This is a genomic window from Sphingomonas sp. KR3-1, from assembly GCF_040049295.1.
Lineage (GTDB): Bacteria > Pseudomonadota > Alphaproteobacteria > Sphingomonadales > Sphingomonadaceae > Sphingomonas.
On record NZ_JBDZDQ010000002.1, the window covers coordinates 350,571 to 373,029 of the forward strand.

Annotated in this window: 26 protein-coding genes; 6 read left to right on the top strand and 20 right to left on the bottom strand. The window is 66.6% G+C overall.

Features of this window, described 5'->3' with window-relative positions; all coding sequences use genetic code 11:
- Positions 1–84: 84 nt before the first annotated feature.
- The gene (locus tag ABLE38_RS13495; protein WP_348974747.1) at positions 85–399 is read right to left on the bottom strand and encodes a flagellar hook-basal body complex protein FliE; all 315 of its coding nucleotides are present in this window, start codon (positions 397–399) and stop codon (positions 85–87) included.
- 22 nt (positions 400–421) lie between these two features.
- A complete protein-coding gene (gene flgC / locus ABLE38_RS13500; protein ID WP_348974748.1) occupies positions 422–829 on the bottom strand; it encodes a flagellar basal body rod protein FlgC in 408 nt (135 codons plus the stop codon).
- A gap of 115 nt (positions 830–944) precedes the next feature.
- On the opposite strand from flgC, the gene ABLE38_RS13505 reads away from it, so the two are divergent.
- From ABLE38_RS13505 to ABLE38_RS13525, 5 genes are all read left to right on the top strand, one after another.
- On the top strand, positions 945–1,181 hold the full coding sequence (locus ABLE38_RS13505; protein WP_348974749.1) for a FliM/FliN family flagellar motor switch protein: 237 nt from the start codon (positions 945–947) through the stop codon (positions 1,179–1,181).
- The gene (locus tag ABLE38_RS13510; RefSeq protein WP_348974750.1) at positions 1,181–1,735 is read left to right on the top strand and encodes a flagellar biosynthetic protein FliO; all 555 of its coding nucleotides are present in this window, start codon (positions 1,181–1,183) and stop codon (positions 1,733–1,735) included. The genes ABLE38_RS13505 and ABLE38_RS13510 overlap by 1 nt, the downstream gene beginning before the upstream one ends.
- Complete coding sequence (gene fliP, locus ABLE38_RS13515; protein ID WP_348974751.1) at positions 1,728–2,474, top strand: flagellar type III secretion system pore protein FliP; 747 nt, start codon at positions 1,728–1,730, stop codon at positions 2,472–2,474. The genes ABLE38_RS13510 and fliP overlap by 8 nt, the downstream gene beginning before the upstream one ends.
- Before the next feature lie 468 nt (positions 2,475–2,942).
- Positions 2,943–3,344 carry a hypothetical protein gene (locus tag ABLE38_RS13520; RefSeq protein ID WP_348974752.1) on the top strand — a complete coding sequence of 134 codons (402 nt, stop codon included), beginning with the start codon at positions 2,943–2,945 and terminating at the stop codon, positions 3,342–3,344.
- A gap of 124 nt (positions 3,345–3,468) precedes the next feature.
- On the top strand, positions 3,469–3,849 hold the full coding sequence (locus tag ABLE38_RS13525) for a hypothetical protein (RefSeq protein ID WP_348974753.1): 381 nt from the start codon (positions 3,469–3,471) through the stop codon (positions 3,847–3,849).
- A gap of 365 nt (positions 3,850–4,214) precedes the next feature.
- On the opposite strand, the gene ABLE38_RS13530 is transcribed toward ABLE38_RS13525, so the two are convergent.
- From ABLE38_RS13530 to ABLE38_RS13600, 15 genes are all read right to left on the bottom strand, one after another.
- Complete coding sequence (locus ABLE38_RS13530; RefSeq protein ID WP_348974754.1) at positions 4,215–4,832, bottom strand: PilZ domain-containing protein; 618 nt, start codon at positions 4,830–4,832, stop codon at positions 4,215–4,217.
- Positions 4,833–4,918: 86 nt separating this feature from the next.
- Positions 4,919–5,368 carry a hypothetical protein gene (locus ABLE38_RS13535; RefSeq protein ID WP_348974755.1) on the bottom strand — a complete coding sequence of 150 codons (450 nt, stop codon included), beginning with the start codon at positions 5,366–5,368 and terminating at the stop codon, positions 4,919–4,921.
- A 22-nt stretch (positions 5,369–5,390) separates the two neighbouring features.
- The gene (locus ABLE38_RS13540; RefSeq protein ID WP_348974756.1) at positions 5,391–6,248 is read right to left on the bottom strand and encodes a flagellar motor protein MotB; all 858 of its coding nucleotides are present in this window, start codon (positions 6,246–6,248) and stop codon (positions 5,391–5,393) included.
- A gap of 2 nt (positions 6,249–6,250) precedes the next feature.
- Positions 6,251–6,586: a hypothetical protein gene (locus tag ABLE38_RS13545; protein WP_348974757.1), complete on the bottom strand. Its 336-nt coding sequence runs from the start codon at positions 6,584–6,586 to the stop codon at positions 6,251–6,253.
- Entirely contained in the window at positions 6,586–7,110 is a 525-nt protein-coding gene (locus tag ABLE38_RS13550; RefSeq protein ID WP_348974758.1) for a chemotaxis protein CheD, read from the bottom strand. Before ABLE38_RS13550 ends, ABLE38_RS13545 begins: the two co-directional genes overlap by 1 nt.
- Positions 7,110–7,499, bottom strand: coding sequence for a response regulator (locus ABLE38_RS13555; RefSeq protein WP_348974759.1), 390 nt, complete (start codon positions 7,497–7,499; stop codon positions 7,110–7,112). Before ABLE38_RS13555 ends, ABLE38_RS13550 begins: the two co-directional genes overlap by 1 nt.
- Positions 7,499–8,536, bottom strand: a complete 1,038-nt coding sequence (locus tag ABLE38_RS13560) for a chemotaxis response regulator protein-glutamate methylesterase (protein ID WP_348974760.1) — start codon at positions 8,534–8,536, stop codon at positions 7,499–7,501. The genes ABLE38_RS13555 and ABLE38_RS13560 overlap by 1 nt, the downstream gene beginning before the upstream one ends.
- The gene (locus ABLE38_RS13565; protein WP_348975215.1) at positions 8,536–9,372 is read right to left on the bottom strand and encodes a protein-glutamate O-methyltransferase CheR; all 837 of its coding nucleotides are present in this window, start codon (positions 9,370–9,372) and stop codon (positions 8,536–8,538) included. Before ABLE38_RS13565 ends, ABLE38_RS13560 begins: the two co-directional genes overlap by 1 nt.
- A gap of 38 nt (positions 9,373–9,410) precedes the next feature.
- Positions 9,411–9,908, bottom strand: a complete 498-nt coding sequence (locus ABLE38_RS13570) for a chemotaxis protein CheW (protein WP_348974761.1) — start codon at positions 9,906–9,908, stop codon at positions 9,411–9,413.
- Positions 9,905–12,097, bottom strand: a complete 2,193-nt coding sequence (locus tag ABLE38_RS13575; protein WP_348974762.1) for a chemotaxis protein CheA — start codon at positions 12,095–12,097, stop codon at positions 9,905–9,907. The genes ABLE38_RS13570 and ABLE38_RS13575 overlap by 4 nt, the downstream gene beginning before the upstream one ends.
- Positions 12,094–12,459, bottom strand: a complete 366-nt coding sequence (locus ABLE38_RS13580) for a response regulator (protein WP_348974763.1) — start codon at positions 12,457–12,459, stop codon at positions 12,094–12,096. The genes ABLE38_RS13575 and ABLE38_RS13580 overlap by 4 nt, the downstream gene beginning before the upstream one ends.
- Complete coding sequence (locus tag ABLE38_RS13585) at positions 12,456–12,773, bottom strand: STAS domain-containing protein (RefSeq protein ID WP_348974764.1); 318 nt, start codon at positions 12,771–12,773, stop codon at positions 12,456–12,458. Before ABLE38_RS13585 ends, ABLE38_RS13580 begins: the two co-directional genes overlap by 4 nt.
- Positions 12,748–13,632 carry a flagellar motor stator protein MotA gene (gene motA, locus ABLE38_RS13590; RefSeq protein ID WP_348974765.1) on the bottom strand — a complete coding sequence of 295 codons (885 nt, stop codon included), beginning with the start codon at positions 13,630–13,632 and terminating at the stop codon, positions 12,748–12,750. Before motA ends, ABLE38_RS13585 begins: the two co-directional genes overlap by 26 nt.
- A gap of 80 nt (positions 13,633–13,712) precedes the next feature.
- Positions 13,713–14,525: a class I SAM-dependent methyltransferase gene (locus ABLE38_RS13595; RefSeq protein ID WP_348974766.1), complete on the bottom strand. Its 813-nt coding sequence runs from the start codon at positions 14,523–14,525 to the stop codon at positions 13,713–13,715.
- Positions 14,522–16,924, bottom strand: coding sequence for an HAD family hydrolase (locus ABLE38_RS13600; protein WP_348974767.1), 2,403 nt, complete (start codon positions 16,922–16,924; stop codon positions 14,522–14,524). Before ABLE38_RS13600 ends, ABLE38_RS13595 begins: the two co-directional genes overlap by 4 nt.
- A 116-nt stretch (positions 16,925–17,040) precedes the next feature.
- Here ABLE38_RS13600 and flaF point away from each other — a divergent pair, with 116 nt between their 5' ends.
- Complete coding sequence (gene flaF / locus ABLE38_RS13605) at positions 17,041–17,403, top strand: flagellar biosynthesis regulator FlaF (RefSeq protein WP_348974768.1); 363 nt, start codon at positions 17,041–17,043, stop codon at positions 17,401–17,403.
- Positions 17,404–17,471: 68 nt separating this feature from the next.
- Here flaF and ABLE38_RS13610 read toward each other — a convergent pair whose 3' ends face one another.
- The 3 genes from ABLE38_RS13610 to ABLE38_RS13620 all read right to left on the bottom strand — a co-directional run bounded on the left by ABLE38_RS13610 (position 17,472) and on the right by ABLE38_RS13620 (position 22,416).
- Positions 17,472–18,470: a DUF6624 domain-containing protein gene (locus ABLE38_RS13610; RefSeq protein ID WP_348974769.1), complete on the bottom strand. Its 999-nt coding sequence runs from the start codon at positions 18,468–18,470 to the stop codon at positions 17,472–17,474.
- A 118-nt stretch (positions 18,471–18,588) separates the two neighbouring features.
- A complete protein-coding gene (locus tag ABLE38_RS13615; protein ID WP_348974770.1) occupies positions 18,589–20,445 on the bottom strand; it encodes a methyl-accepting chemotaxis protein in 1,857 nt (618 codons plus the stop codon).
- 78 nt (positions 20,446–20,523) lie between these two features.
- On the bottom strand, positions 20,524–22,416 hold the full coding sequence (locus tag ABLE38_RS13620) for a methyl-accepting chemotaxis protein (protein WP_348974771.1): 1,893 nt from the start codon (positions 22,414–22,416) through the stop codon (positions 20,524–20,526).
- Between the last annotated feature and the right edge of the window lie 43 nt (positions 22,417–22,459).

The window sequence follows — 22,459 nt, forward strand, 5'->3', positions numbered from 1 at the left end:
TGGGCTAGAGCCTCTTGCCCAGAACTCGCCTCCCGGTGGACCCCGGCACAAGGCCGGGGTGACGGGTAGGGCGCGGGGCTACCGTCAGATCTGCATCCGCATGATGTCGGTATAGGCGTTGACCACGCGGTCGCGTACCGCGACCATCGTGTCGAGCGCGGTCTCGGCGGCGCCGATCGCGGTGACGACGTCGATCAGGTCGCCCTTGCCGGCAACCTGCTGCGCCGACGCCTTTTCGGCGGTGCGCATCTGGTCGGCGGTGCCGGTGACCATGTTCTCGACCATCTCGCCGAAGCCGCCGGCGCTGCCGCCGGTCTTGATCGGGTCCGTCTTGCTGTTGCCGCCAAGGCCGGCGACACGGCCATAGGCCGACATCGCATCAAGTGCGCCGATGGACATTCCCTGTATCCTTGTTCGAGAGTTACTTGAGGAGGTCGATGGTGCGCATCGTCAGGCTCTTCGCGGCCTCGATGGCATTGAGATTGGCTTCGTAGCTGCGCTGCGCCGCCTTCATGTCGGCAGTCTCGATGATGCCGTTGACGTTGGGCTTGAGGACGTAGCCGTCCTTGTCCGCAGCCGGGTGGCCGGGCTGGTAGACCTTGATGAAGTCGGACTTGTCCTCTTCCACCGACTTGACCTTCACGCCCACGCCGCCGGTCTGGCGGTCCATCTCGGCGGAGAAGCTCGCGACGCGGCGGCGATAGGGATTGCCGCCCGGCGTGTCGGCGACCGAGTCCTGGTTCGCCAGGTTTTCCGCGATCACGCGCATGCGCAGCGACTGTGCGCGCAGGCCCGAAGCGGAGATGCCAAGCGAGGTCTTGAGGTCCATTGCCGTTCTTCCCGAGAGGCCCGAGGGCCGTTTCCTCCATTGTAGGCAAAATTTGCCGGGGTGGGCGCCGGGCACGGAAAAAAGGTTCCTATAAGTCATCCAGAAAGGAACACGCATGTCGGTCCTCGAAGGAATTATGGTGGATCTCTCGATCGTGCTGGGCTCGGCGGACGTGCCGATCCGGCAGATCCTGCAGATGAGCCGTGGGGCAATGATCCCGCTCGAAAGCAGCCAGGACGATCCCTCGCTGGTGTTCGTGAACGACGAGCTGGTCGCCAAGGGCGTGGTCCTGGTCGACGGGGAAGTGATGTCGCTCGAGATCACCGAGCTTTTGAAGAAGCAGCGCCACTGATGGATATCCTGTCGATGCTGCGCACCCTGGGTGCGCTGGGGATGGTACTCGGCATGCTCGCCGGTGCGCTGTGGTTCGTGAAGCGCTATGACCTGAAGCTGCCCGGCCGCGTGACCAATTCGCGCCGCAAGCGGATCGAGATCGTCGAGCGGCTGTCGGTCGATGCCAAGCGCTCGGTCGCGCTGATCCGCCGCGACGGCATGGAGCATCTCGTGATGTTCGGCCCCGAGGGCCAGTCGACGATCGAGACCGGCATCGCCGCACCCGTGGCGGCCGAGCCCGAAGCGGCGCCGGCGCCCGAGCCCGTCGCCAACCTTGCCGAGGATCTCGCGGCGCTGCGCGGCAGCTTCGCCAAGCTGGTCGAGCTTCCGAAGAAGATCGAACTCCCCAAGAAGATCGAGCTGCCCAAGGCGCCCGCGCCGCGCGCCAATGGCCGCGCCACCACCGTGGTCGCCGCCGCGACGCCGGCGCCGCGCCCGCCCAAGCGCATTCGCGAGCAGCGCAACACCACGCGGTGGAACCGCGCAGCGGTCCGGGCCGCGCTCGATGCGTAAGCTCCTCGCGGTGCTGGTCACCGCCCTGATCCTCATGCCGGCTGAGGCCTATGCCCAGTCGAAGGGGACGACGATCAACATCGGCGGCGCCACCGGCGCGGACGGCGCGCTCTCGGCCAAGGCCATCCAGCTCGTGCTGATGCTGACCGTGCTCAGCCTGGCCCCGGGCCTGCTGATGACCGTCACCAGCTTCACCCGTATGGTGGTGGCGCTCTCGCTGCTGCGCACCGGCATCGGCGCGCCCGGCGTGCCGCCCAACCCGGTGATCATCAGCCTCGCGCTGTTCCTCAGCTTCTTCGTCATGGCGCCGACCTTCAACAAGGCGTGGGAGCAGGGCGTCGATCCCTATACCAAGGGCAAGATCACCGAGACGGTGGCGTTCGAGCGCACCGCCGAGCCCTTCAAGAAGTTCATGCTCGCCCAGGTGCGCGACAGCGACCTCAAGCTGTTCGCCGACCTTGGCAACACGCGGATCCAGAACCGCGCCGAGACGCCGCTGACCACGCTGGCGCCCGCGTTCATGATCTCCGAGCTGCGCCGCGCCTTCGAGATCGGCTTCCTGCTGCTGCTGCCGTTCCTGGTGATCGACCTGGCGGTATCCGCGGTGCTGATGGCGATGGGCATGATGATGCTGCCCCCGCCTACGATATCCCTGCCGATGAAGATCATCTTCTTCGTGCTGGTCGATGGCTGGGCGCTGGTCGCCGGGTCGCTGGTCAAGAGTTTCGCCGTCAGCTGAGGGCCAAGGCCCGGCTGAGGTTCAGGGAAGGGGCGGGCGCCGGGGGGGGGCGTCCGCCCCTTTTTTGCTTCTGGGCTCGGCAACCCGCTGCGGCAGCTTGCGCCCCAGTTGCGGACTTTCGCCTTTTGCGCGATCCGTGGGGGATGGCAGTTGGAAGGGTCATGCCGATCCGATTTTACGGAGCGCAGATTGTCTGCGTCACCATCTACGTAGCGATAGCTACTTACATATCGATCCTGTTGGAGGTGCGGCCAAGCCCTTGGAACGTCGTGTGGATGCCGCTTCTCCCTATAGCAGTTGGCTTGGCGATTAACCGAGGGGCGGCACGCATTGTAATGGCGGGCTTCCTGCTTATCGCATCGTGGATTGTCGCAGGAGTTGTCGGAACTGCTATGGGCGGCATGTAATAGGGACATGTCCGCTTTCATCTCATTTGCAGACAGTCTTAATCTTTCGCATAATGGATAGATGGGCGGTTCAACAATTTCAGTACTGGCGGCTTTGGCGCTGGGGGTTCATCCGGCTGATCGCAGCGCATTTGATGCTTGCCGCGCGGAGAGCAAAAGCATCGGCCAATGTAATTGGCGCGATGGCAGATTCATTTCTTTCAATGGACAATATTCAAATCGCATCGCTACGAATGCGGGATGGATAGCCGTTGAACAATCAAAGCAAATTAATCCGAACGAATATGCGCCTACTGGTGTCGAAAAAATATTGGAGCGGAGCCCGAATCTGTGGGCAGTTGAAGGTAATTTTCTGATCTGCCCATTGAAGCAGCCGCACGAGATCGATTATTTACGCGAGAATCATCTGAAAATTGCGTGCCTCGCCGGTGCAAGGAGGCTGTCTGCTCGTCGGATGCCTTGAGGCATGAACGCCCACTTCCCACCCAATCGCAGGCGCTCCCGTCGCAATTTGACCGGCTGGGAGCAGCCGCTAACGTCCCAACAGTGGCCATTGTCGGCATGGCAAAAGCGCCTAAGCTGTCTGCATGGCAGAAGCTGATGCGGCAGTCTTACGTTGGACAAATGAAACCGATCCCGGCCAGGCCGGGCCCGGCGAGGCTCAGCAGCTACTTTCTCTTGGGTTAGATCAACGAGTCGTCAGCGTGATCGAGCAAAGTGATGAGTGGGCACGCATCCGTTTTGGAACCAACGATTTTTGGGTACGGCACGAGCGCTTGATGCCCATCGGGAGGCTATCATTCGAGGTGGGCGATGCTGTGGAAGCAGGAGGAATTCGCAGCGTCGTGAGAGACATTATTTGGCACTTCAAGGACGGAGAGCCGAACTTCTACGTCGAGCGTGACGGGAAACTGCTCGCGAAGCGCTTCAAGACAAGCGATTTGCGGCCCGCGTCAAATGGCAGCTAGCCACCCAAAAGCGGAATACATCGCCGCTTTGCTCCGGTGCGTCCCCACGCTTGCAATGTAGGATTTCGCATGGTTACGTCGAAGCGTCGGGGCTTCCCGGCCGCTCTTTGACCCGTAGGAAATATAGGACCGGCGCAAGTCGGCGCACGCGCAACAAGGTTGCGAATCCCTCATGGGGGGAGAGCGCCGTGTCGCGGCTTTCGTGACTTTCCGCGGGCGAATCATCGCCGCGCTGTAGGATTTTCCCCGCCTCGCTTTCGCGCCACGAAAGCCGGCGAAGGCGCGAGCTGGCGCGGCAATCCCGGACAGCAAAAAGGGGCGCCCGTGCCGCAGCACGAGCGCCCCTCTTCGTCCCGTCGAACCCGTCAGCCGCGCGCGGTGGGGCTGTCGAGCCAGGTCGAGAGTTCGGTGTACGAGATCGGGTCGTGGAACGAGACGCCGGCGAACTCGTCGTCGCTCCAGCGCGTCGTGCAGCGGCGCGAGGGCAGGCCCGGGATCATCAGGATCACTTCGCTGTCCGCACGCAGCGTGCGCTGCAGGCGCAGGCAGGCGCCGCCCTGGGACAGGTCTGCGACGACCACGTCGATCGAGCGGCCATAGGAGCTGATCCGCGCCGGGATCTCCGCCACGAAGCGCGGCGAGCGCGGGCGCGGGGCGGCGGCTTCGGTGTGCGGCTTGCCGAGGATCTCGGAGACGTCGATCGGCGCATCGAAGCGCACGCCCGCGCGGTTGCCCTTGGTCCAGGCGATCGCGCCGGTCAGCGTCGCGCCGCCGCGCAGCTCCACGGTGATGTGCATTGTCGGGAGCAGCGGCGCGATCGTGTCGATCTGCATGCCGTGCTCGGAGATGTTGCGCACGCGGCAGAGCTGGCCGGGATTGCCCTCATGGCTCAGCTTGCCGACGAGTAGAGTGGCGACGGCTCGCGGGGCGCGCTCGATCCACTCCTGGCGGTCGTCGAAGGCACTGGCGGGGATCGATTCCACGATATCCTCGGATAAGTTGCGGTTCTCTTTGATTTATAGGGGGATTGCGGGTCGGAACGGGTCCGTTGCCCGCAAAATACGTAGTTTTACGCAGGGGTCGCCTGGGTGATCGCCACCTTGCGCACCACGCCCGCGCCGAACGCCTCGTTCGCCGAAACCTCGACGACCTTGCGGAACGCGTCGAGCCCGGGGATCAGTCCGTCCTTGCCCGCGGCCATTGGCGTCTTGAAGGTGCGCATGTTGATCGCGTGCAGCAGCAGCGGCAGCCGCGCGGTCACGTCCTGCGACTTGTCCTCCGCCACTTCGAGGTTGAACTGGAACTGGACATAGCCGGTCAGCCGGCCGTCGTCCGACACCAGCGGCGCGAGCAGCTTGTCGACCGGCACGAAGACCGGCTTGGCATCGGCGTCCTCGGTGGGCGCCGTGGCGGCATGCGCGGGCCGGGGGCCGAGCAGCATCAGCGTGGCGAGCGCGGCACCGCCGCCCAGGCCAAGCCCGGCAAAGCCCACCACCAGCATGAACAGGATCTTCTTCATGACGCGGATACTCGATACTGGGTCAGAACTTGAAGCTGCTGTCGGTGGGAAGCGACGAGGCTTCGGCCTTCAGCACGATGGTGATGCGGCGGTTCTCGGCGCGGTCGGGCTGGTCGGGGAAGACCGGCCGCGTGCCGCCCATGCCGATGATCTGCGCGAAGCGGTCCGGCGTCAGGCCCGAGGCGATCATCGCCTGGCGGGCGGCGAGGGCGCGGGCGCTCGAGAGCTGCCAATTGGCATCGCTCTGGCCGCCGCCCGCGGCATCGGTGTGCCCCTCGATAGCGATCTGGCCGCCCGACTGGGCGAGCTTGGCCGCTGCCTTGGCGATCAGCGAGCGGGCGAAGGGGTTGAGCTCGGCGGTGCCCGGGCGGAACATCGATTGCTTGTCGGTGTCCATCAGCGTGATCCGCATGCCGGCGGGATCGGGCTCGATCTGGACGTTCTTGTGCGACTGGTCCTGCGGCACGCTGTCGAGCGCGACCTGCAATTCGCTGGCGAGCACGCGCATCGACGTGTCAGGCACATTGGCGGTGCCGCCGCGCGCGGCGCCGTTGGTCGCCGCCTCGGTGGTAGGCGTGCCATTGGCGCGGCTGCTGTCGTTCGACGCCTTGCGCGCCTGGCCGCCGGCGCCTTCGGACGATCCCATCACGGGCGTCGAGGGGGCGGTGTCGGACACGGTCGGCGAGAAATAGGCGGCGAGGCCCTTCAGCCGCTGTTTGTCGGGATTGGCGATCAGCCACAGCAGCATGAAGAACGCCATCATCGCGGTCACGAAGTCGGCATAGGCGACCTTCCAGGCGCCGCCATGGTGTCCCCCGGCGACCTTCTTGATCTTCTTGACGATGATGATCGGACGGTCATTGCCGCCATAGGCCGCCACGCTCAGGCACTCCCGAGCGCGTCGCGCATGCGCTGCTGCACGGCGCCGAGGCGGATATGGCTGATCGCGGTGAGCGAATCCTCGCCGCCCGCGATGCGCTCGAGCAGGTTCACGCACTCATCGGCGTGCTGGATGAGATAGTCGAAATCCTGCAGCTGCTCGAGGTACGAGGCGGCGAAATGCTCGTCGCAGACGAGCACTTCGGCGAGCGCTTCCAGCTTGACGCGCATCTCGCGGATCTCGTTGGCCACCACCGTGTGCAGCGCCGGCGCAAAGGGATCGTAGCCGGTAAGGGCCTGCGCGGCGGAGAGCTGCGACGGATTGGGCATGCAGGACATCAGAACAGCTCCAAATCGCCACCGGAGACCGGGGCTTGAACGGGGACCGGCGGGCGCTCGGGCACGCGGTCCGTAACCTTGACGCAGCGGCTGCGGCCTTCGTGTGGCAGGAACTCGATCTTGCGCGCGCTCGTGCCGCCCAGGTCGCTGTGCGCGACCGGGATGCCTTCGGTCTCCATGAAGCGCCGCGCGAACGCTGCGTTCGAGGAGCCGATCGCGCCCAGCCCGGAGACGATGTTGGCGCCTCCATACAGATGCCCCATCAGCCGGCCGCGCACCGCGCCCCGCTTCATCATCCCGTTGATCAGCAGCTCCATCGCGTGCACGCCGTAGCGTGCCATCTCCGTGGCGGCGACGTGCTGGTCCGCACTGGGTTCGCCGAGCAGGAAATGGTTCATGCCGCCGACCCGGGCTACCGGATCGAACAGGCACGCGGCGACGCAGCTGCCGAGCAGGGTGGAAATGACCACCTCCGGCTCGGCGACCACGGCGTGCTCGCCCTGGACAATGGCGAGCCGGCGCATCAGGTCAGCTCGCCGAAGACGCGCTCGATCTTCTCCTTCAGCGCCGCCGGCGCGAAGGGCTTCACGACATAGTTGTTCACGCCGAGAGCCGCCGCCTTCTGGACGATCTCCTTGTCCGACGAGCCGGTGAGCATGATGAACACCGTCTTGCCGATCACCGCGTCGGTGCGGACCGCTTCCAGGAACTGGAGGCCGTCCATCTCCGGCATGTTGAAATCCGAGATGATCAGATGAACGCGGTCGCTCTTGACCGCGGCCAGGGCCTCGGTCGCGCTCGGCTTGTCGCGTACGTCCTTGAACCCGAGATCCTGCAGTGCGCGACGGATCATCGCGCGCATGCTGGTCTGGTCATCGACGACCATCACCTTGATCGCTGCAGCAGCAGGCATCAGACGCTCCCAATCTTTTCGCGGCATGCCCTGAGAATGGCCTCTGGCATGCCTGACAAACCAACTTCATGTTCCACCGCACCCAGCTCCTTTGCCGAGCGCGGCATTCCCCAGACCACGCAGGTTTCCCGGCTCTGGCCCAGCGTGCGGGCACCGGCCTGGCGCATGGCGAGCATGCCCTGCGCTCCGTCCGAACCCATGCCCGTCAGGATCACGCCGACCGCGGCATTGCCGAGCGGCGCCACCGAACGGAACAGCATGTCCACCGAGGGACGGTGGCCCGAAACCGGATCGCTGTCGCGCAGCTTGATCCGGCCGCGGGCGCCGCCGTGCAGCTCCATGTGGCGCTGCCCCCCAGGAGCAATATAGACGGTTCCCGGCAGCACCGGAGCACCGTCGGTCGCTTCGACGACCTGGACCCGGCATTCGCCGTTCAGCCGATCGGCGAAGCTGCGAGTGAACGCCGCCGGCATGTGCTGTACGATCAGCACCGGCGGGCAGTTCTCCGGCAGCGCCGGCAGCATCGAGAACAGCGCCTCGACGCCGCCCGTCGACGAGCCGATCGCGATCAGCCGGTCGCCTGTGGCGCCTGCCGCGATGCTGGGCTGGGCGGGCAGGCGCATCGGCCCGGCGCGGACCGCGGAACGGGCCGCGGCCTTCACCTTCTCGCACAGCAGCGTCGCGTCGCGCTCGATATCCTCGGGCGTGCCGCTCGGCTTGGTGACATAGTCGACCGCGCCGAGGCGCAGCGCCTCGATCGTCACTTCCGCGCCGCGGGCGGTCAGCGTCGAGCACATCACCACCGGCATCGGCCGGAGGCGCATGATGCGCTCGAGGAACGACAGCCCGTCCATCCCCGGCATCTCGACGTCGAGCGTCAATACGTCGGGGTTGAGCGTCTTGATCATCTCCCGCGCCGCGAACGGCTCGGGCGCCATGCCGACGACCTCGATATCGGGGTCGGCCCTGAGCATGCGGTTGAGCGTCGCGCGCATCGAGGCGCTATCGTCGACGATCAGGGTGCGTACCGGTGCCATCAATGCACCTCCGGCTTCTGGTAAATGGTATGTCCGCACGAACGCATGTGACGCGCCGCCGGTCCAATCAGCCGTTCGGAATGGCCGATATACAGGTGACCGCCCGGCATGAGCTGGTTGACGAAGCCCGCCTCCAGCTCTTCCTTCGCGGGATCCGCGAAATAGATCATCACGTTGCGGCAGAAGATCACGTCGTACGCGGCCTTGAGCGGCCACGGCTCGAATAGGTTGAGCACCTTCGCCGTGACCAGCGAACGCGCCTCCTCGGCCATCTGGAAGCCGCCCTGCACGGGCTTCATCCAGGTGCTGCGATAGGGCTCGGGCACGCCTTCGGCGACATTGTCGGCATAGAAGCCGCGCCGCACCGATTCCACCACATGCGGCGCGATGTCGGTCGCGAGCAGGCGGACGTCGGCATTGCGCAGCCAGGTCGCGGACGTGCGGTCCGGCCCGAGCAGGCACATCGCGATCGTGAAGACTTCCTCGCCCGACGAGCATCCTGCCGACCAGATCCGGATCGGGCCCTGCTTGCGCTTGAGCACGGGGAGCACGGTCGAGCGGAAATGATCGAAGTGATGCGGCTCGCGGAAGAAATGCGTGTGGTTCGTGGTCAGCGCCACCACCATCGCATGGCGTTCCACGGGATCGCTATGCACCAGCGCGACATAGTCGGCGAAGCGGCTCAGGCCATGCTCGCGCAGCCGGCGCCCCAGGCGTGACTGGACGAGCGTGGTCTTCGCTTCGCTGAGCGCGATGCGCGCATCCTCGTGCATGATCGCGGCGATGGCGGCGAAGTCGCGGGGCGTGAGCTCCGCATTCGCAGCCGCCATGCCCATCCCGACGCCGGCAGGCGCCAGGGCGCCCCCGGCCGCGGTCACGCTGCGATGTCCAGATGCTTGGTGAGGCTCAGCGCATCGAGGTCGAGCAGGAGCACCATGATGCCTTTCTCGTCCCGCGTGCCGTCCTTCTGGCGCGTCGCGATGCGCACCAGGCCGTCGATCACGCTGGACTCGATCGTCTCGACCTCGGGGGCCGGCTGGATCTCGGTCTCGCCGATCGCGACGATGTCGTTGACTTCGTCGACCAGGAAGCCGGCCTGCTTGCCCGCGATGTTGACGACGAGCACGCACGAGCGGGCATGGATCGCGCTCGGCTCCCAGCCCAGGCGCTCGGCGAGGCCGACCACCGGGATCACGTTGCCGCGCAGGTTGGTCACGCCCTTGATGAAGCCCGGAACGTTGGGAAGCGGCGTCGGCTCGTCCCATTCACGGATCTCGATCAGCGCGCGCATGTCGATCCCGAAGGTCTGCTGGGCGAGCGAGAAGGTGACGATCTTGCGGTCGGCACCGGCGTTGTCGTTGGTGGTCGTCATGCTGCCAGTCCTTTCGGGGTGTAGCGGTTGGTCGAGGCGACGAGCGCTTCGATGTCGAGGATCAGTGCGATCGAGCCGTCACCCAGGATGGTGGCGCCGCCCAGGCCGCGGATCGGATGCAGGTTCTGGTCGAGGCTCTTGATCACCACTTCGCGGCGATCGTCGATCGTATCGACCACCAGGCCGACCTTGCCCGAGCCTTCGCTCTCGACGATCACCACGAGGCTGTCCTCGACCTGGCGGTCGTCGTTGAGGCCGAAGATCTCGGTCGCACGCTTCACCGGCACATATTCGCCGCGCATGTCGATCACTTCGCTGTCGGGCGAGGTACGCTTGACCTGGCCGATCTCGGGCTGGACCGTCTCGAGCACATGCGCGAGCGGCAGCACGAAACGCTGGCCGGCGAGGCGGACGATCATGCCGTCCAGGATCGCCAGGGTAAGCGGCAGGATCATCGTGAAGGTCGTGCCTTCGCCCGGCACCGAGTGGATTTCCACGCGGCCGCCCAGCGCCTCGACGTTCGAGCGGACCACGTCCATGCCCACGCCGCGGCCCGAGATGTTCGAGATCGTCTCCGCGGTCGAGAAGCCCGGGGCGCAGATCAGCTGGTCGATCTCCTCGTTGGACAGCTGCGCGTCCGCCGAGATGATGCCCTTTTCGATCGCCTTTGCCTTGACGCGCTCGCGGTTGATGCCGCGGCCATTGTCCTGCACGCGCACGAAGATGCGGGCGCCGCGCTGCTCGGCCGAGAGCTTGATCGTGCCCTCGGGCGACTTGCCTGCGGCAATGCGCTCCTCGGCGCTTTCCAGGCCGTGGTCCGCGGCGTTGCGGATCATGTGGGTCAGCGGATCGCCGATCTTCTCGATCACGCCCTTGTCGACTTCGGTGGTCTCGCCGATCGTCTCGAGGTTGATCTGCTTGCCGGTCTCGACCGAGAGGTCGCGCAGCATGCGCGGCACGCGGCTGAAGGCCTGCTTGATCGGCTGCGCGCGCAGCGACATGACGTTGTCCTGGATCTGGCGCGTCAGCCGCGCCAGCTCCGGCAGCTCCACGCGCTGGCGATCGGCCGGCGACAGCCGGTCGGCCAGGATCGAGTTGCGGATCACCAGCTCGCCGACCAGGTTGAGCAGCAGGTCGAGCTTGCCCAGGTCGACGCGGATCGTCTGCTGCGCATCGCCGGCGCCCGCCTTGGGGGCGATGGCGGGCGTCTCGACGCTGCCGATCGGCGGCGAGGCCGCGGCGATCTGCTCGACGACACGCTGCATCTCGGCCGCGAGATCCTCGACGCCGGCGGTCACCGGCACGAAGCCGAAATCGTCCTCGGCCGGCGCTGCCGCGGGGGCAGGCGCCACCTCGGCCACCGGCGCGGCGGCAACCGCGTCCCGGCGGACTTCGACGACCGAATCCGGCGCGACGAAGTCGAAGCAATCGGTGATGTCGCTTTCCGGCAGTTCGGCCGGCAGGCGCAGCGTCCAGGTGAAATAGGCGTCCTCGGGATCGAGGTCGCGCAGCGACGGCACCGTGCCGGTGTCGACGCCGATGATCTCGGCACCGAGCGTCTCGAGCTCGCGGATGATCAGCAGCGGCTCGCCGGCATTGGCGAGCGCGGCGCGCGACGGCTTGAACGTCACGATCCAGGCGCCGTCCACTGCGGCCGGGGCTGCCGGTGCGTCGAAATCGTCGAGCGACACGGCCATCGGCACGAAGCCGAATTCGTCCGCCTCGCCAGCCGCGGCCGGGGGCTCCGCCGCCACCGGAGCAACGGTGGCGGCAGAGTTGGCTGCGGGCGCGCCGTCATCGGCGCCCTTGTTGGCAAGCACCTGCTCGAGCGCATCGAGCGCGGCCTGGTCGGCCGGGCGAGGCGCGAGGCCCTTGGCGCATTCGACATGGTCGCTCAGCACGTCGAAGGCGCTCAGCATGACCTTGACCACGCCGGGGCTCGGCGGGATCTTGCCGCCGCGCACTTCGTCGAGGACGTTCTCGAACTTGTGCGCGAAGGCAGTCAGGTCGGCATGGCCGAACGCGCCGGCGCCGCCCTTGATCGAGTGGACCGCGCGAAACACGCCGGCGATCACTTCGGCCGAGACGTCGCCGCCCTGCATGGCCGAAAGGCCCTGCTCGGCGGTCGTCAGACCTTCGGTGCATTCTTCGAAGAAGATTGCCTGGATATCGTCGAACTCGTCGCTCACGGGCACACGCGGCGGATCGCCGCCCCCAGCTTCGTGGCTTCGAAGGGCTTGGTGATCCAGCCGGTCGCGCCGGCAGAGCGGGCGCGGGCCTTCTTCTCGTCCGAGAATTCGGTCGACAGCACCAGGATCGGCGTGCCGCGGAACTCGTTCACCTGGCGCACCGCCTCGATCAGCTCGAAGCCGTCCATCTTGGGCATGTTGATGTCGGTGATCAGCAGGTCCGGCTTCACCTCGTGCATGCGCTCGAGGCCGTGCTGACCGTCGTTCGCGCTCTCGATGCGGAAGCCCTGCGCGGTCAGCGACGTCTTGAGCAGCATGCGCATGCTTGCCGAGTCATCGACGGTAAGGATCAACTTGCTCACTGGACGTCTCCGGTATCGAGGCCAATCGCCGCGGCCAGCTGGCTGCGGTTCACGCGATCGACAAAGGCAGGGCTGGGGTTGGCAATGCGGAATTCCTGGCCGTTGCTCGCCGCCTCGTTGCGCGCGGCAACGAGGAGCTGGAGCACGGCCTGGCCGACGCTCTCGACTTCCGATGCATCGATCTCGATCGCATCGTCGAGGTCCGCGGCGAGCACGAGGCGCACGCGCAGATCTTCGGCCGTAACGGTGGTGCCGTGGGCGGGGAGGCGCAGGTTGCGCTCCTCGAGATCAGGCAGCTGCTGGGACTGGTCCATTCTTGGCCTCGTCAAGTGCGGTTTCGAGTTGCTGGAAGGTCGGCGCATAGGCCGACGGCGTCATGCGGCGGGCGATCTCGATCGCCACCTGGACCGGCTGGTTCTGGGCGTAGGCGACGATCGCCGTCTTCACGATGAAGAAGGGCTTGCAGTCGCCGTCGATCGTCTCGAGCAGCTTGGAGGCGAGCGGACCCACCACGCAGTAGCTGAGCAGCACGCCCATGAAGGTGCCGACGAGCGCGCCGCCGATCATCGCGCCGAGGATCTCGGTCGGTTGGTCGATCGAGCCCATGGTCTTGATGACGCCCAGAACCGCGGCGACGATGCCGATCGCGGGCAGGCCGTCGGCCATGATCTGCAGCGCGTGCTGCGGGCCGGCCTCTTCGTGGTGGTGCTTCTCGATGTCCGCGTCCATCGCGGCCTCGATCTGATGCGGGTCCTCGAAGTTGACCGTCATCATCCGCAGATAGTCGCAGATGAACTCGATCAGGTGATGGTCCTTGAGCAGGCGCGGATAGGGCGTGAAAAGATTGCTCTCCTCGGGCTTGTCGAGATGCGGCTCGAGCGCGGTCGCGCCCCCCTTCTTGAAGGTGGAGAGCACGGTGAACATCAAGGTGAGCAGGTCCTTATAGTCCTGCGCCTTCCACTTGCCGCCCTTGAACGAGCGCATGATGCCCTTGCCGGCCGCCTTCACGGTCGCCATCGAGTTCGACACGATGAACGCGCCGATCGCGGCACCGCCGATCGCCATGAGCTCGTGCGGCAGCGCTTCGGCAATGATGCCGAACTTGCCGCCCGACATCATGAAGCTGCCGAACACGCACACGAGAATGATGATGAAACCTACGCCGTTCAGCATGGCGGTTCGCCTGATGTCCCAGTTGTTTCCAGAATTATAGGAAGGATTTGGCGGGCGCGGTCCGCGCGCCGCCAAATTGCCTAAGCGGCCATGCGGTCCTGGAATTCGATCACTTGCAGATAGTTCTGCAGGCGATTGGCCTCGAGCGCGGCGAGCAGCTTGTTGTTGTGCCAGGGCACGATCATCTCGGCCAGGGCAGGGGCCCAGGGCGCGGAACTGTCGAACAGCACACCGAGCCCGAACACCGCCGGAACATGCGCCCAGGCGAGCGGACGCGCCTCGGTGCCGGCCTGTGCGCGGAAGTCCTCCACCGCAGTCAGCACGCCGTTGCGCGGGCCGCCTTCCTGGAGCGCCCAGGCGAAGTGGCCGCCGCCGCGGAAGCCGCGATTCTCGCGCCAGCCAGCATCGCCCGGGACCACGCCCGCGTCATAGCTGTGCGGGTGACGGTGCTCGGCCGGGATGCGCTCGGGCGCATAGTAGAAATCGCGGCGCGCGCACGGCCAGGAGACGTCGTGCAGGATCGCGAGGAAGTGCTTGCCGTCGCGCTGCGACAGCTCCTCGGCGATGCGCAGCTCGTTGAACACGGTGTAGTAATTATGGTCGCCGTCGATCACCCAGGCGTCGACGTCGCGCAGGCCCGGCATCGCGTCGAGGCTCGGCTCGGCGATGTGGCGCACCTCGGGCGTCTGGCCGGCCCAGGCGATGAACTCGGGCTTGGGGCAGGGGTCGATGCTGGTCAGGCTGCCGCCTGCAACGCGCGCATAGGCGGCGAGCTGCTGCGACATGCCGCCGAACTCGGCACCCACCTCGGCGATGTTCCGCGCGCCGGCGATCTGCAGGCTGTGGAGGATCAGGTCGGAGAATTCCGACATCGAATGGATCAGAAGGCTCACGCGTGGGCTCCTGCAAGAAGGGCATTGGTGGGGGCGGGCTGCGGCGCAGCTGCCTGGCGCGCGGCGATCGGGCGGAACACGACCGCCAGCATCATCGGCTTGTCGCCCTGCCGCGGCGGCGGCGGGACCATCATGAAGGCGAACTCGTTCTCGCACTGGAAGAGATGCGGTGCGACCTGGGCCATGCCCTCGAGCGACGGCGCCGCCTCGATCTCGCCGGTGCCGTGCGCAACCTTGTCGCTGAGGAAGGCGTCGACCGGCATGAAGGTAGCGCTTTCCACCTGCACCCAGTCATAGAGCTGGCCGAACTGGACGCCCACCGAGAAGCGGCTGTCGCCGATCGGGATCGGGGCGAGGAAATAACCGTCATGCGTCGGCGTGGCGGTGACGGTGCCGGTCGAGACCTGGCTGCCATCGGCCACGATCAGCGGCAGCGAAATCGAATTGTCGACGAAATCCTGGTACTTCAGCGGCAGCGCGAAGCGGCGGTGCGCGAGCAGGCTGAGCTTGAGCGACAGGCCCTCGCCATGCAGCTCGGCCGGCAGGTACATCCGCTCGGATGCCTTCATGTAGAACAGCCCGCGCTGGCGCAGGCCCTTCTTCGCGGTGGCCGCGTCGAACAGCGAGACGGTGTTGTCGACGCCCAGGTTGATGTCGTGCTCGAACTCGCCGAGCACCGCCAGCTCTTCCTGCAGCGGCACGTACATCAGCCGGCCGAGCACGCCCGCCGCGCCGCGGCGCCACAGGATCGCCTGGTGCGGCGGCTCGGCGGCGCGGATCGTCACGCTGCCCTCGTCGCGCACGAATCGCAGGCAGCCGGCCTGGACCCGGTCGCGCACGTCCGACTGGCGCGACTTGATCGAGTTGCCGCGGCGGACGGCACTGCCATCGGCCTCATAGCTGACCACCGAGCCTTGGGCTGCGGTGCAGAGCTGCTCGAGCACGGCGACGTTGGCGCACATCGCTTCGAGTGCGGCGCAGTCATAGTCATCGTGACCGATAAAGCCCTTCTTGTCGAAGCCCGAGCGCGACTGCTCGCGCAGCAGCAGATAGCGGCCGGCGACCTTTACGCCGAGCGCGCCGGCGAGCAGCGTCTCGACATCGTTCTGGACCGAGCCGTTATAGCCCAGATCGACCAGCATCAGCGTGTCGCCCTTGGCGGGGTTCACTACCTTGCGGACATGCGCGACCAGCCGCTCGGCGAAGGCACGCGACGCCTGGTTGATCCGGCGCATGCGCTGCGGCTCCTGCACGGCCTTCAGGAAGGCGGCCGGGCGGGGATTGTCCTTGACCAGCTTGGCCGCCTCCGGGGCAGGCAGCAGCATCTGCTTGGCGACGGCGTTCAGGTCGCCCAGGATCTCGCGTTGGAGATACTGGTCGACCGCTTCCTTGGTGCCGAGCGAAGCGGCGGTGGCGGTGAAGCGGCTGATCTCGACGGCATGGCCCTCGCCGCCGCGCGCCTCATAGACGCGCATCGGCAGATACCCGTCGCGCATCAGGAACACGGCGTGCACCGTGCCGCCATTCTGCGCCTGCAGCGCTGCGGCCTCGTCGACCAGCCAGCGGTCGAACCCGTGCAGCACCGGGCCGAGCGTGGTGTAGCCCAGCCGCTCGGCAGCGTCGCGGATGTGCGGCTCGAACGCGGCGATCGTCGCGCGGTGCGGCTGGTGGGTGATCGCCACGCCAGCGGCGGTCGGATGGAAGATCGAACTGATCGCGCTCTCCAGGCGGATGCGCTGCTCGCTCGCCTCGGTGAACTGCTTCAGGTGCAGCGTGTTGACGCCGAAAGGGGCGACGCCGTCGACGTCCGCCTTCTTGTTGTCGCCGATGTGCAGGATTTTCTCCGGCGCGAGCTTCAGTGCCTTGAGCACCGGCTCGTACAGGCCTTCGCTCTTGGCCTTGCCGTAGAAGGACGAGCAGAAGATGCGGCCGATCAGCCCGGCTACTTCCGGGCCGGCGGCAGCGGCGATCAGGCCGCGCAGCTGCTTCTCGTCGAGATAGGTGTCCGAGACGATGATCGTCTCGATGCCGCGGGCCTTGGCGGCACGCATCAGCGCCACGGTGGGCTCGAAGGCGAAGCAGTGCGCCGCCTCGGCATCGAGCTCGGCCTGCACGGCCGCGGCGCGCTCGGCGGCGCGCGCGTTCGGCATCAGCTCGGCATAGATTTCGTCGATATGGACTTCGTTGCGGCGGTGGCGGACCGCGGCGGAGCTCCGCGCGGTCTGCTCGGCCCAGCCGCGCTGGAGCAGATTGGCTTCGCCGAGCGCGCCGAACAGGTCGCGCGGGGCATGCACGTCGCGCCACAGCAGCGTGTCGAAACAGTCGAGCGACAGCAGGGTCACGCCCGGATAGGCGTCTAGTGCCGACGGCAACGCGTGCGGAAGGATCTGATTGGCCAATGAATTTCCCCGGATGCGCACCACGATTTCGAGTGGCGCACTAATCTTATAGGATGTGCGCACCCCGAACGGTCGCAATCGTCCTAGAATGAGAGGGTCAAGCAAATGGAGCGAGCATGACCCTTAGTGCCTATCAGGCGGCCCGTGCCCGGGCCGAAACGCCGCGTTCGGCAGAGCTCAGGCTTTTGGGCGAGATTACCGGTCAGATGATGGAAGCGGAGGAGCGCGGCCTGAAGGGCGCGCTGCTGATGCCGTCGCTGCATCGGAACCGCGAGATGTGGAACGCCTTCCACAATGACTGCAACGATCCGAACAACAGCCTGCCGCGCGAGCTGCGCGCGCAGATCGTCTCGCTGGCGCTGTGGGTCGACCGCTTCACCAGCGACGTGATCGCCGGCCGCGAGCGGATCCGCGAGCTGATCGACGTCAACCGCACGATCATGGAAGGCCTGCGCATGCCCCAGCGCATCGCAGCCTGACGTCATCAGCAGACCTGAAAAGGGGCGCCCGGCAAGAGCCGCGGCGCCCCTTTTTCATGGGCGCGGGATCAATGCGCGCACTGCTCGCCATAAGCGGCGATCAGCGATTTGCGATATTCGGCCAGCGGCTGCAGGCCGACCGATTTCCGCCACTCCTCCACCCCTGCCTCGTCTTCTAGCGGCCGGGGACGCCAGCCCGTCTCACCGCAGACGAACTGCGATCCGTAGCGCTGCTTTCCCGTGAGCGGCAGCATCACGCGGTCGTACAGCAGGGCATAGTTCCGGCCGTCGACTTCCCGGCGCGCGAGCAACGGCTCCATCAGCTTGAGCATCCTGAGCTGGAAGATCGGGTCGTCGTCGGCGTGCTGCACGAGCAGCCAGGCATTGCCGGCGGCAAGCTTGCCCACCGCCGAGATGGTCGGCCAGCCGTGCTGTGCGACCACGGTCTTGAGCCAGGCGGTATTGCGATGATCCTGGTCGCGGATGGCGCGCCAGAGCAGCGCGATCAGCACGCGGCGGCTGTCCGGGTCGAGTGCCGGCGCATCCGCTGCATCGCCCTGGCCCCACACCGTTGCCATTCGTAGCACCTGGTCGGGAATGACCGCGACGTGCAACTGGTCCCGCAACTCCCCCAGGCTGTTGGGCGCGGCGGATGCCGCCTGGCGGACGGCGAACAGATAGGTGTGATAGACCGGAAGCGCGGTCGCCAGGGCACGCGAATAGCTCGGCCAGTCCTTGAAGTCCTGCGCGGTCCAGCCGGCCATCATGACCTCGCTGCAGACGTCGGTCGCATAGGCGGACCAATAATCGGCCGGGGCATGATAGCCCAGTGCCGCCAGTGCTGCTTCGTCGCGCGGAGGATTGGCGCGGCAGCTGTCGAGATAGGCCTTGATCGCCTGCCAGTGGGCAACCTCCGCCGCGTTGGCGCCAGGCAGGCTGCCGCGCAGCCACGCATAGTCGCCGGGGTCGAAATACCCGTCGCGCACATGGCTGGCGATCTGCGGCGGCAGCGACTGCGCGGATGCAGTATTGGCGAGAAACGCGAGAACGAGCAGCAGCGCGCGCAATGGACAACCCCCTTCAGCCGATGACGGCGCGAGCCTATTTCCCGGAAATCGGAGCCGCAAAGAAAAAGGGCACCCCGGCCGAAGCCGAGGTGCCCCCGCGACCCCCGAGGGGGAAGGCTCAGAACGAGGCCCAGTCCTCGCTGCCGGCCGTCGCCAGCGCGGGCATCGGCTTGACCGGCGAGACATAGGCCGCTGCCTTCTTCGCCGCCGCCTTGGCCGGGCGCAGCGCCGGCCGCATCGCGGCACTGGCGCCAACGGTAAAGCGGCTTGCCTGCTCCGAAAGCGCGCTCACCTCGGTGTTGAGGTTGCGCGCCGCCGCCGAGGTTTCCTCGACCATCGCGGCATTCTGCTGGGTCGACTGGTCCATCGTGCCGATCGCGGTGCTGATCTGAGTGATCGCAGTCGACTGCGCCGCATTGTCGGTCGCCATCTCGGCGAGCAGCGTGTGCACTTCGCTCACATCGCTCGAGATGTTGGCGAGCGCGCTGTCGACCTTCTCGACCATCTCCACTGCCGAGACGATATCGGTCTGGGTGGCGGTCAACTGGTCGCGGGCGCGGCCGGCTTCCTCCTCGGCGCGCATCGCGAGCGCCGAGACGAGGTCGGCGACGACCGCGAAGCCGCGGCCCGCCTCGCCGGCGCGACCGGCTTCGACTGCCGCGTTCATCGCGAGCACGCGCGTCTGGAAGGCGATCTTGTCGAGGCCCTCGATCACGCTGTCGATGCCCTTGGCGGACTCGTTGACGCGGGTCATCGCCTGCATCGCCTCGTCGGCGATCGCGCGGCCGCCCGAGACGGTGCTGATCGCCCCGTCCGCGCGCTCCACGGTGCGCCCGGCGGAGGTGGCCATCGCGCGCAGGCGCTGGTCCATCTGCGTCACGGCGGCGGAGGTCTCCTCCAGGCTCGCCGCGTTCGCTTCGGTGCGGCGCGCCAGGTCTTCCGATGCCTGGGCGATCTCGGTCGAGCCGGTGTGGATCGTCGAGGTCGATTCCATCACCGATCCGATCAGCGTGCGCAGGCTGGTCAGCGCCTCGTTGAAGTTCGCCTTGAGCGCCGCATAGTCGGCCGGGAAGTCGCGGTCGATCGACGCGGTCAGGTCGCCCTTGGCGACTTCGCCGAGATTATGGCCGAGCGTGTCGACCACCATCTTCTGCTCGGCATCCGCGATTGCCTTGGCGGCGGCGGCGGCTTCTTGCGCCTGGGCGGTGTCGCGGAACACCAGCACGGTCTTCGCCATCGCGCCCAGTTCGTCGCCGCGATCGGTGCCGGGCACCTCGACGCGGTTGTTGCCGTCGGCGAGCGCACGCATCGTGTCCTGCAGGCGGGCGAGGGGGTTGGTGATCCCCGAACGCGAGACGAAGAAGGCGACCCCCATCGCCACCAGGATCGACAGCACGCTGACGGTCAGCATCGTGTAGGTGGTGCTGTCGCTGCTCTTGCCGAGCTCGACCGACTGGGTGCGGCCATCGGCGACGATCTGGTCGTTGAACTTGACCAGCACTGCCGCCAGCTCGCTGACCAGCGGATCCATCTGCGCCAGCAGCGCCTTTGCCCCGTCGTCGTCATTGCGCTGGCCGAGCACGATCGCGCGCGAGGCCAGGTCATGGATCTTGGCGAGGCGGCTGCGGAAGTCGTCGAGCTGTGGCTTCAGAGAGGGCTGGAGCCGCTCGGCATTGCCGAGCAGCTTCTCGCCCGCCTGGTAGTTGGCAAGCTCGATCTCGTCCGCTTCCTGCGCGGTCTTCGAGCTGCCCTCATAGGCGAGCGCACGATAGCCGGCATAGGCCATGTCCGACGCGCGGCGATTGGCGCGGGCCAGCTCGGTCGCCACCGGCATGTGGTTCTGGACGAGGTCCGAATAGTTGGAATCGATGCGCTGCAGCTCCTTCGAGCCGAACAGCGACATGGAAAGCCCGACCGCCGCGACAATGGCGACGAGCGCCAGGATCTTGGTCGGAATCTTGAACTTGGCGAGCATCTTGATTTCCCTGTGCGGAAGCGGGCCCTCCAACCGGAGAACCCGCTTCAAATCATTGCGTCGTTGGAAACGAGGGCATCAGAACGACGTCCAGTCGTCGTCGCCGCCGCCGCTCGTCACCGGCTTGCTGAGGGGGAGGGGTTTCACCGGCGAGACATAGGATGCCGCCGGCTTCTTGCTCGCCGGTTTTGCCGGTCGAGCGGGGACCGGCATGGGCGCGGGGCGCATCGCCGGGCGAACCGCGGCGGTGCCGACCGTGAAGCGGCCTGCCTGGTCCGAAAGAGCACTCACTTCGGTGCTCAGGTTGCGCGCGGCGGCGGAAGTTTCCTCCACCATCGCGGCATTCTGCTGGGTCGACTGGTCCATCGTCCCGATCGCCGAGCTGATCTGGGTGATTGCGGTCGACTGGGCCTGGTTGTCGTTTGCCATTTCTGCGAGCAGCGTGTGCACCTCGCTCACGTCGCCCGAGATGTTGGCGAGCGCGCCGTCGACCTTCTCGACCATCTCCACCGCGGCGACGATGTCGGTCTGCGTCGCGGTCAGCTGGTCACGGGCGCGGCCGGCCTCTTCCTCGGCGCGCATGGCGAGGGCGGAGACGAGGTCGGCGACGACCGCGAAACCGCGGCCGGCCTCGCCGGCGCGGCCAGCCTCGACCGCGGCGTTCATCGCAAGAACGCGGGTCTGGAAGGCGATCTTATCGAGGCCCTCGATCACGCTGTCGATGCCCTTGGCGCTGTCCGCCACGCGAGTCATCGCCTGCACGGCTTCATCGGCAATCGCGCGGCCGCCCGAGACGGTGCTGATCGCGCCGTCGGCACGCTCCACGGTGCGGCCTGCCGAGGCGGCCATGGCACGCAGGCGCTCGTCCATCTGGGCGACAGCGGCGGAGGTCTCCTCCAGGCTGGCGGCATTGGCTTCGGTGCGGCGCGCCAGGTCTTCGGAGGCCTGGGCGATCTCGGTCGAGCCGGTGTGGATCGCCTGGGTCGATTCCATCACCGAGCTGATCAGCAAGCGCAGGCTGGTCACCGCCTCGTTGAAGTTGGTCTTGAGCTCGGCATAGGCGGCCGGATAGGCGGCGGTGATCTCGGCGGTCAGGTCGCCATGGCTTAGCGCCTGCAGCGTGTCGCGCAGCGTCGCCATCACAGCCTGCAGCTCGGCGGACGAGCGGGCATCGGCCTCGGCGCGGGCCTTGGTGCCCAGGCGGAACTGCTCGACGGCATTGGCGATCTGGCCGAGTTCGTCGGCACGGTCGCGGCTCGGCACTTCGGCCTCGCCACCCTGCGCGAGCACGGTGGTGGCTTCGGTCAGCTTGGCCATCGGCAGCGCGACGGTGCGGTTGATGATCAGCCAGATGCCGATCAGGCCGGCAAAGGCCACCAGCGACAGCAGGATGGTCATCGCGAACGAGAAGGTCGTCTGGCTCTGGCCATAGGCATTGTCCTTGGCCGAGCGGTCGCGCGTCTTGGCGAGCAGGTCGTCGGCCGCCTCGATCGCGTCGTGCGACTTGTCCTTGCCCACGCCCTTGATCGCGGCGAAGGCGCCGGCCTGCTCGCCCTTGTCGTGCAGGTCGAAGATCGTCTTGTTGGCGTCGATCAGTGCGGTCGCCTTGCCGCGCAGGTCGTCCACGCTGCCGCTGAAGTCGCTGCCGGCGACCTTGCTGTAGGAATCGATGTCGGCAAGCAGCTTGGCCTCGCCCTTGGCGCGGCGCTCGACCAGGCTGGCCGTGTCCTTCTCGCTGGCGGCGTTGTAATAGCTGTAGACGATGATGCGCAGCTCGCGGATGTCCGCCAGGATGTCGGTCAGGCCGGAAAGCCCGGTGATGCCGTTCTCGACATGGCGGGTGGCGACGCCGCTCAGGACTTTGTTCGAAGCATAGCCATTGATGCCCATGCCGAGCACCAGCGCGCCGAGAAGGGAGAAGGCGATGAGCAGCTTCTTCGCAAGCGGCCAGCTGTTGACGGTCCTGAGCATAGCGGTGTTCCACTGACTTTCGGCGCCCGGTAAGACGCGATGG

Excerpts from the sequence above, each read along its gene's own strand:
- ABLE38_RS13510 (WP_348974750.1), top strand. The coding sequence starts at position 1,181 with ATGGATATCCTGTCGATGCTGCGCACCCTGGGTGCGCTGGGGATGGTA.
- fliP (WP_348974751.1), top strand. The coding sequence starts at position 1,728 with ATGCGTAAGCTCCTCGCGGTGCTGGTCACCGCCCTGATCCTCATGCCG.
- ABLE38_RS13615 (WP_348974770.1), bottom strand. The coding sequence starts at position 20,445 with ATGCTCGCCAAGTTCAAGATTCCGACCAAGATCCTGGCGCTCGTCGCC.
- ABLE38_RS13545 (WP_348974757.1), bottom strand. The coding sequence starts at position 6,586 with ATGTCCTGCATGCCCAATCCGTCGCAGCTCTCCGCCGCGCAGGCCCTT.
- ABLE38_RS13550 (WP_348974758.1), bottom strand. The coding sequence starts at position 7,110 with ATGCGCCGGCTCGCCATTGTCCAGGGCGAGCACGCCGTGGTCGCCGAG.
- motA (WP_348974765.1), bottom strand. The coding sequence starts at position 13,632 with ATGCTGAACGGCGTAGGTTTCATCATCATTCTCGTGTGCGTGTTCGGC.
- ABLE38_RS13535 (WP_348974755.1), bottom strand. The coding sequence starts at position 5,368 with ATGAAGAAGATCCTGTTCATGCTGGTGGTGGGCTTTGCCGGGCTTGGC.
- ABLE38_RS13560 (WP_348974760.1), bottom strand. The coding sequence starts at position 8,536 with ATGGCACCGGTACGCACCCTGATCGTCGACGATAGCGCCTCGATGCGC.
- ABLE38_RS13525 (WP_348974753.1), top strand. The coding sequence starts at position 3,469 with ATGGCAGAAGCTGATGCGGCAGTCTTACGTTGGACAAATGAAACCGAT.
- ABLE38_RS13565 (WP_348975215.1), bottom strand. The coding sequence starts at position 9,372 with ATGGGCATGGCGGCTGCGAATGCGGAGCTCACGCCCCGCGACTTCGCC.
- ABLE38_RS13620 (WP_348974771.1), bottom strand. The coding sequence starts at position 22,416 with ATGCTCAGGACCGTCAACAGCTGGCCGCTTGCGAAGAAGCTGCTCATC.
- flaF (WP_348974768.1), top strand. The coding sequence starts at position 17,041 with ATGACCCTTAGTGCCTATCAGGCGGCCCGTGCCCGGGCCGAAACGCCG.
- flgC (WP_348974748.1), bottom strand. The coding sequence starts at position 829 with ATGGACCTCAAGACCTCGCTTGGCATCTCCGCTTCGGGCCTGCGCGCA.
- ABLE38_RS13520 (WP_348974752.1), top strand. The coding sequence starts at position 2,943 with ATGGGCGGTTCAACAATTTCAGTACTGGCGGCTTTGGCGCTGGGGGTT.
- ABLE38_RS13505 (WP_348974749.1), top strand. The coding sequence starts at position 945 with ATGTCGGTCCTCGAAGGAATTATGGTGGATCTCTCGATCGTGCTGGGC.
- ABLE38_RS13570 (WP_348974761.1), bottom strand. The coding sequence starts at position 9,908 with ATGACGACCACCAACGACAACGCCGGTGCCGACCGCAAGATCGTCACC.
- ABLE38_RS13495 (WP_348974747.1), bottom strand. The coding sequence starts at position 399 with ATGTCCATCGGCGCACTTGATGCGATGTCGGCCTATGGCCGTGTCGCC.
- ABLE38_RS13585 (WP_348974764.1), bottom strand. The coding sequence starts at position 12,773 with ATGGACCAGTCCCAGCAGCTGCCTGATCTCGAGGAGCGCAACCTGCGC.
- ABLE38_RS13555 (WP_348974759.1), bottom strand. The coding sequence starts at position 7,499 with ATGCCTGCTGCTGCAGCGATCAAGGTGATGGTCGTCGATGACCAGACC.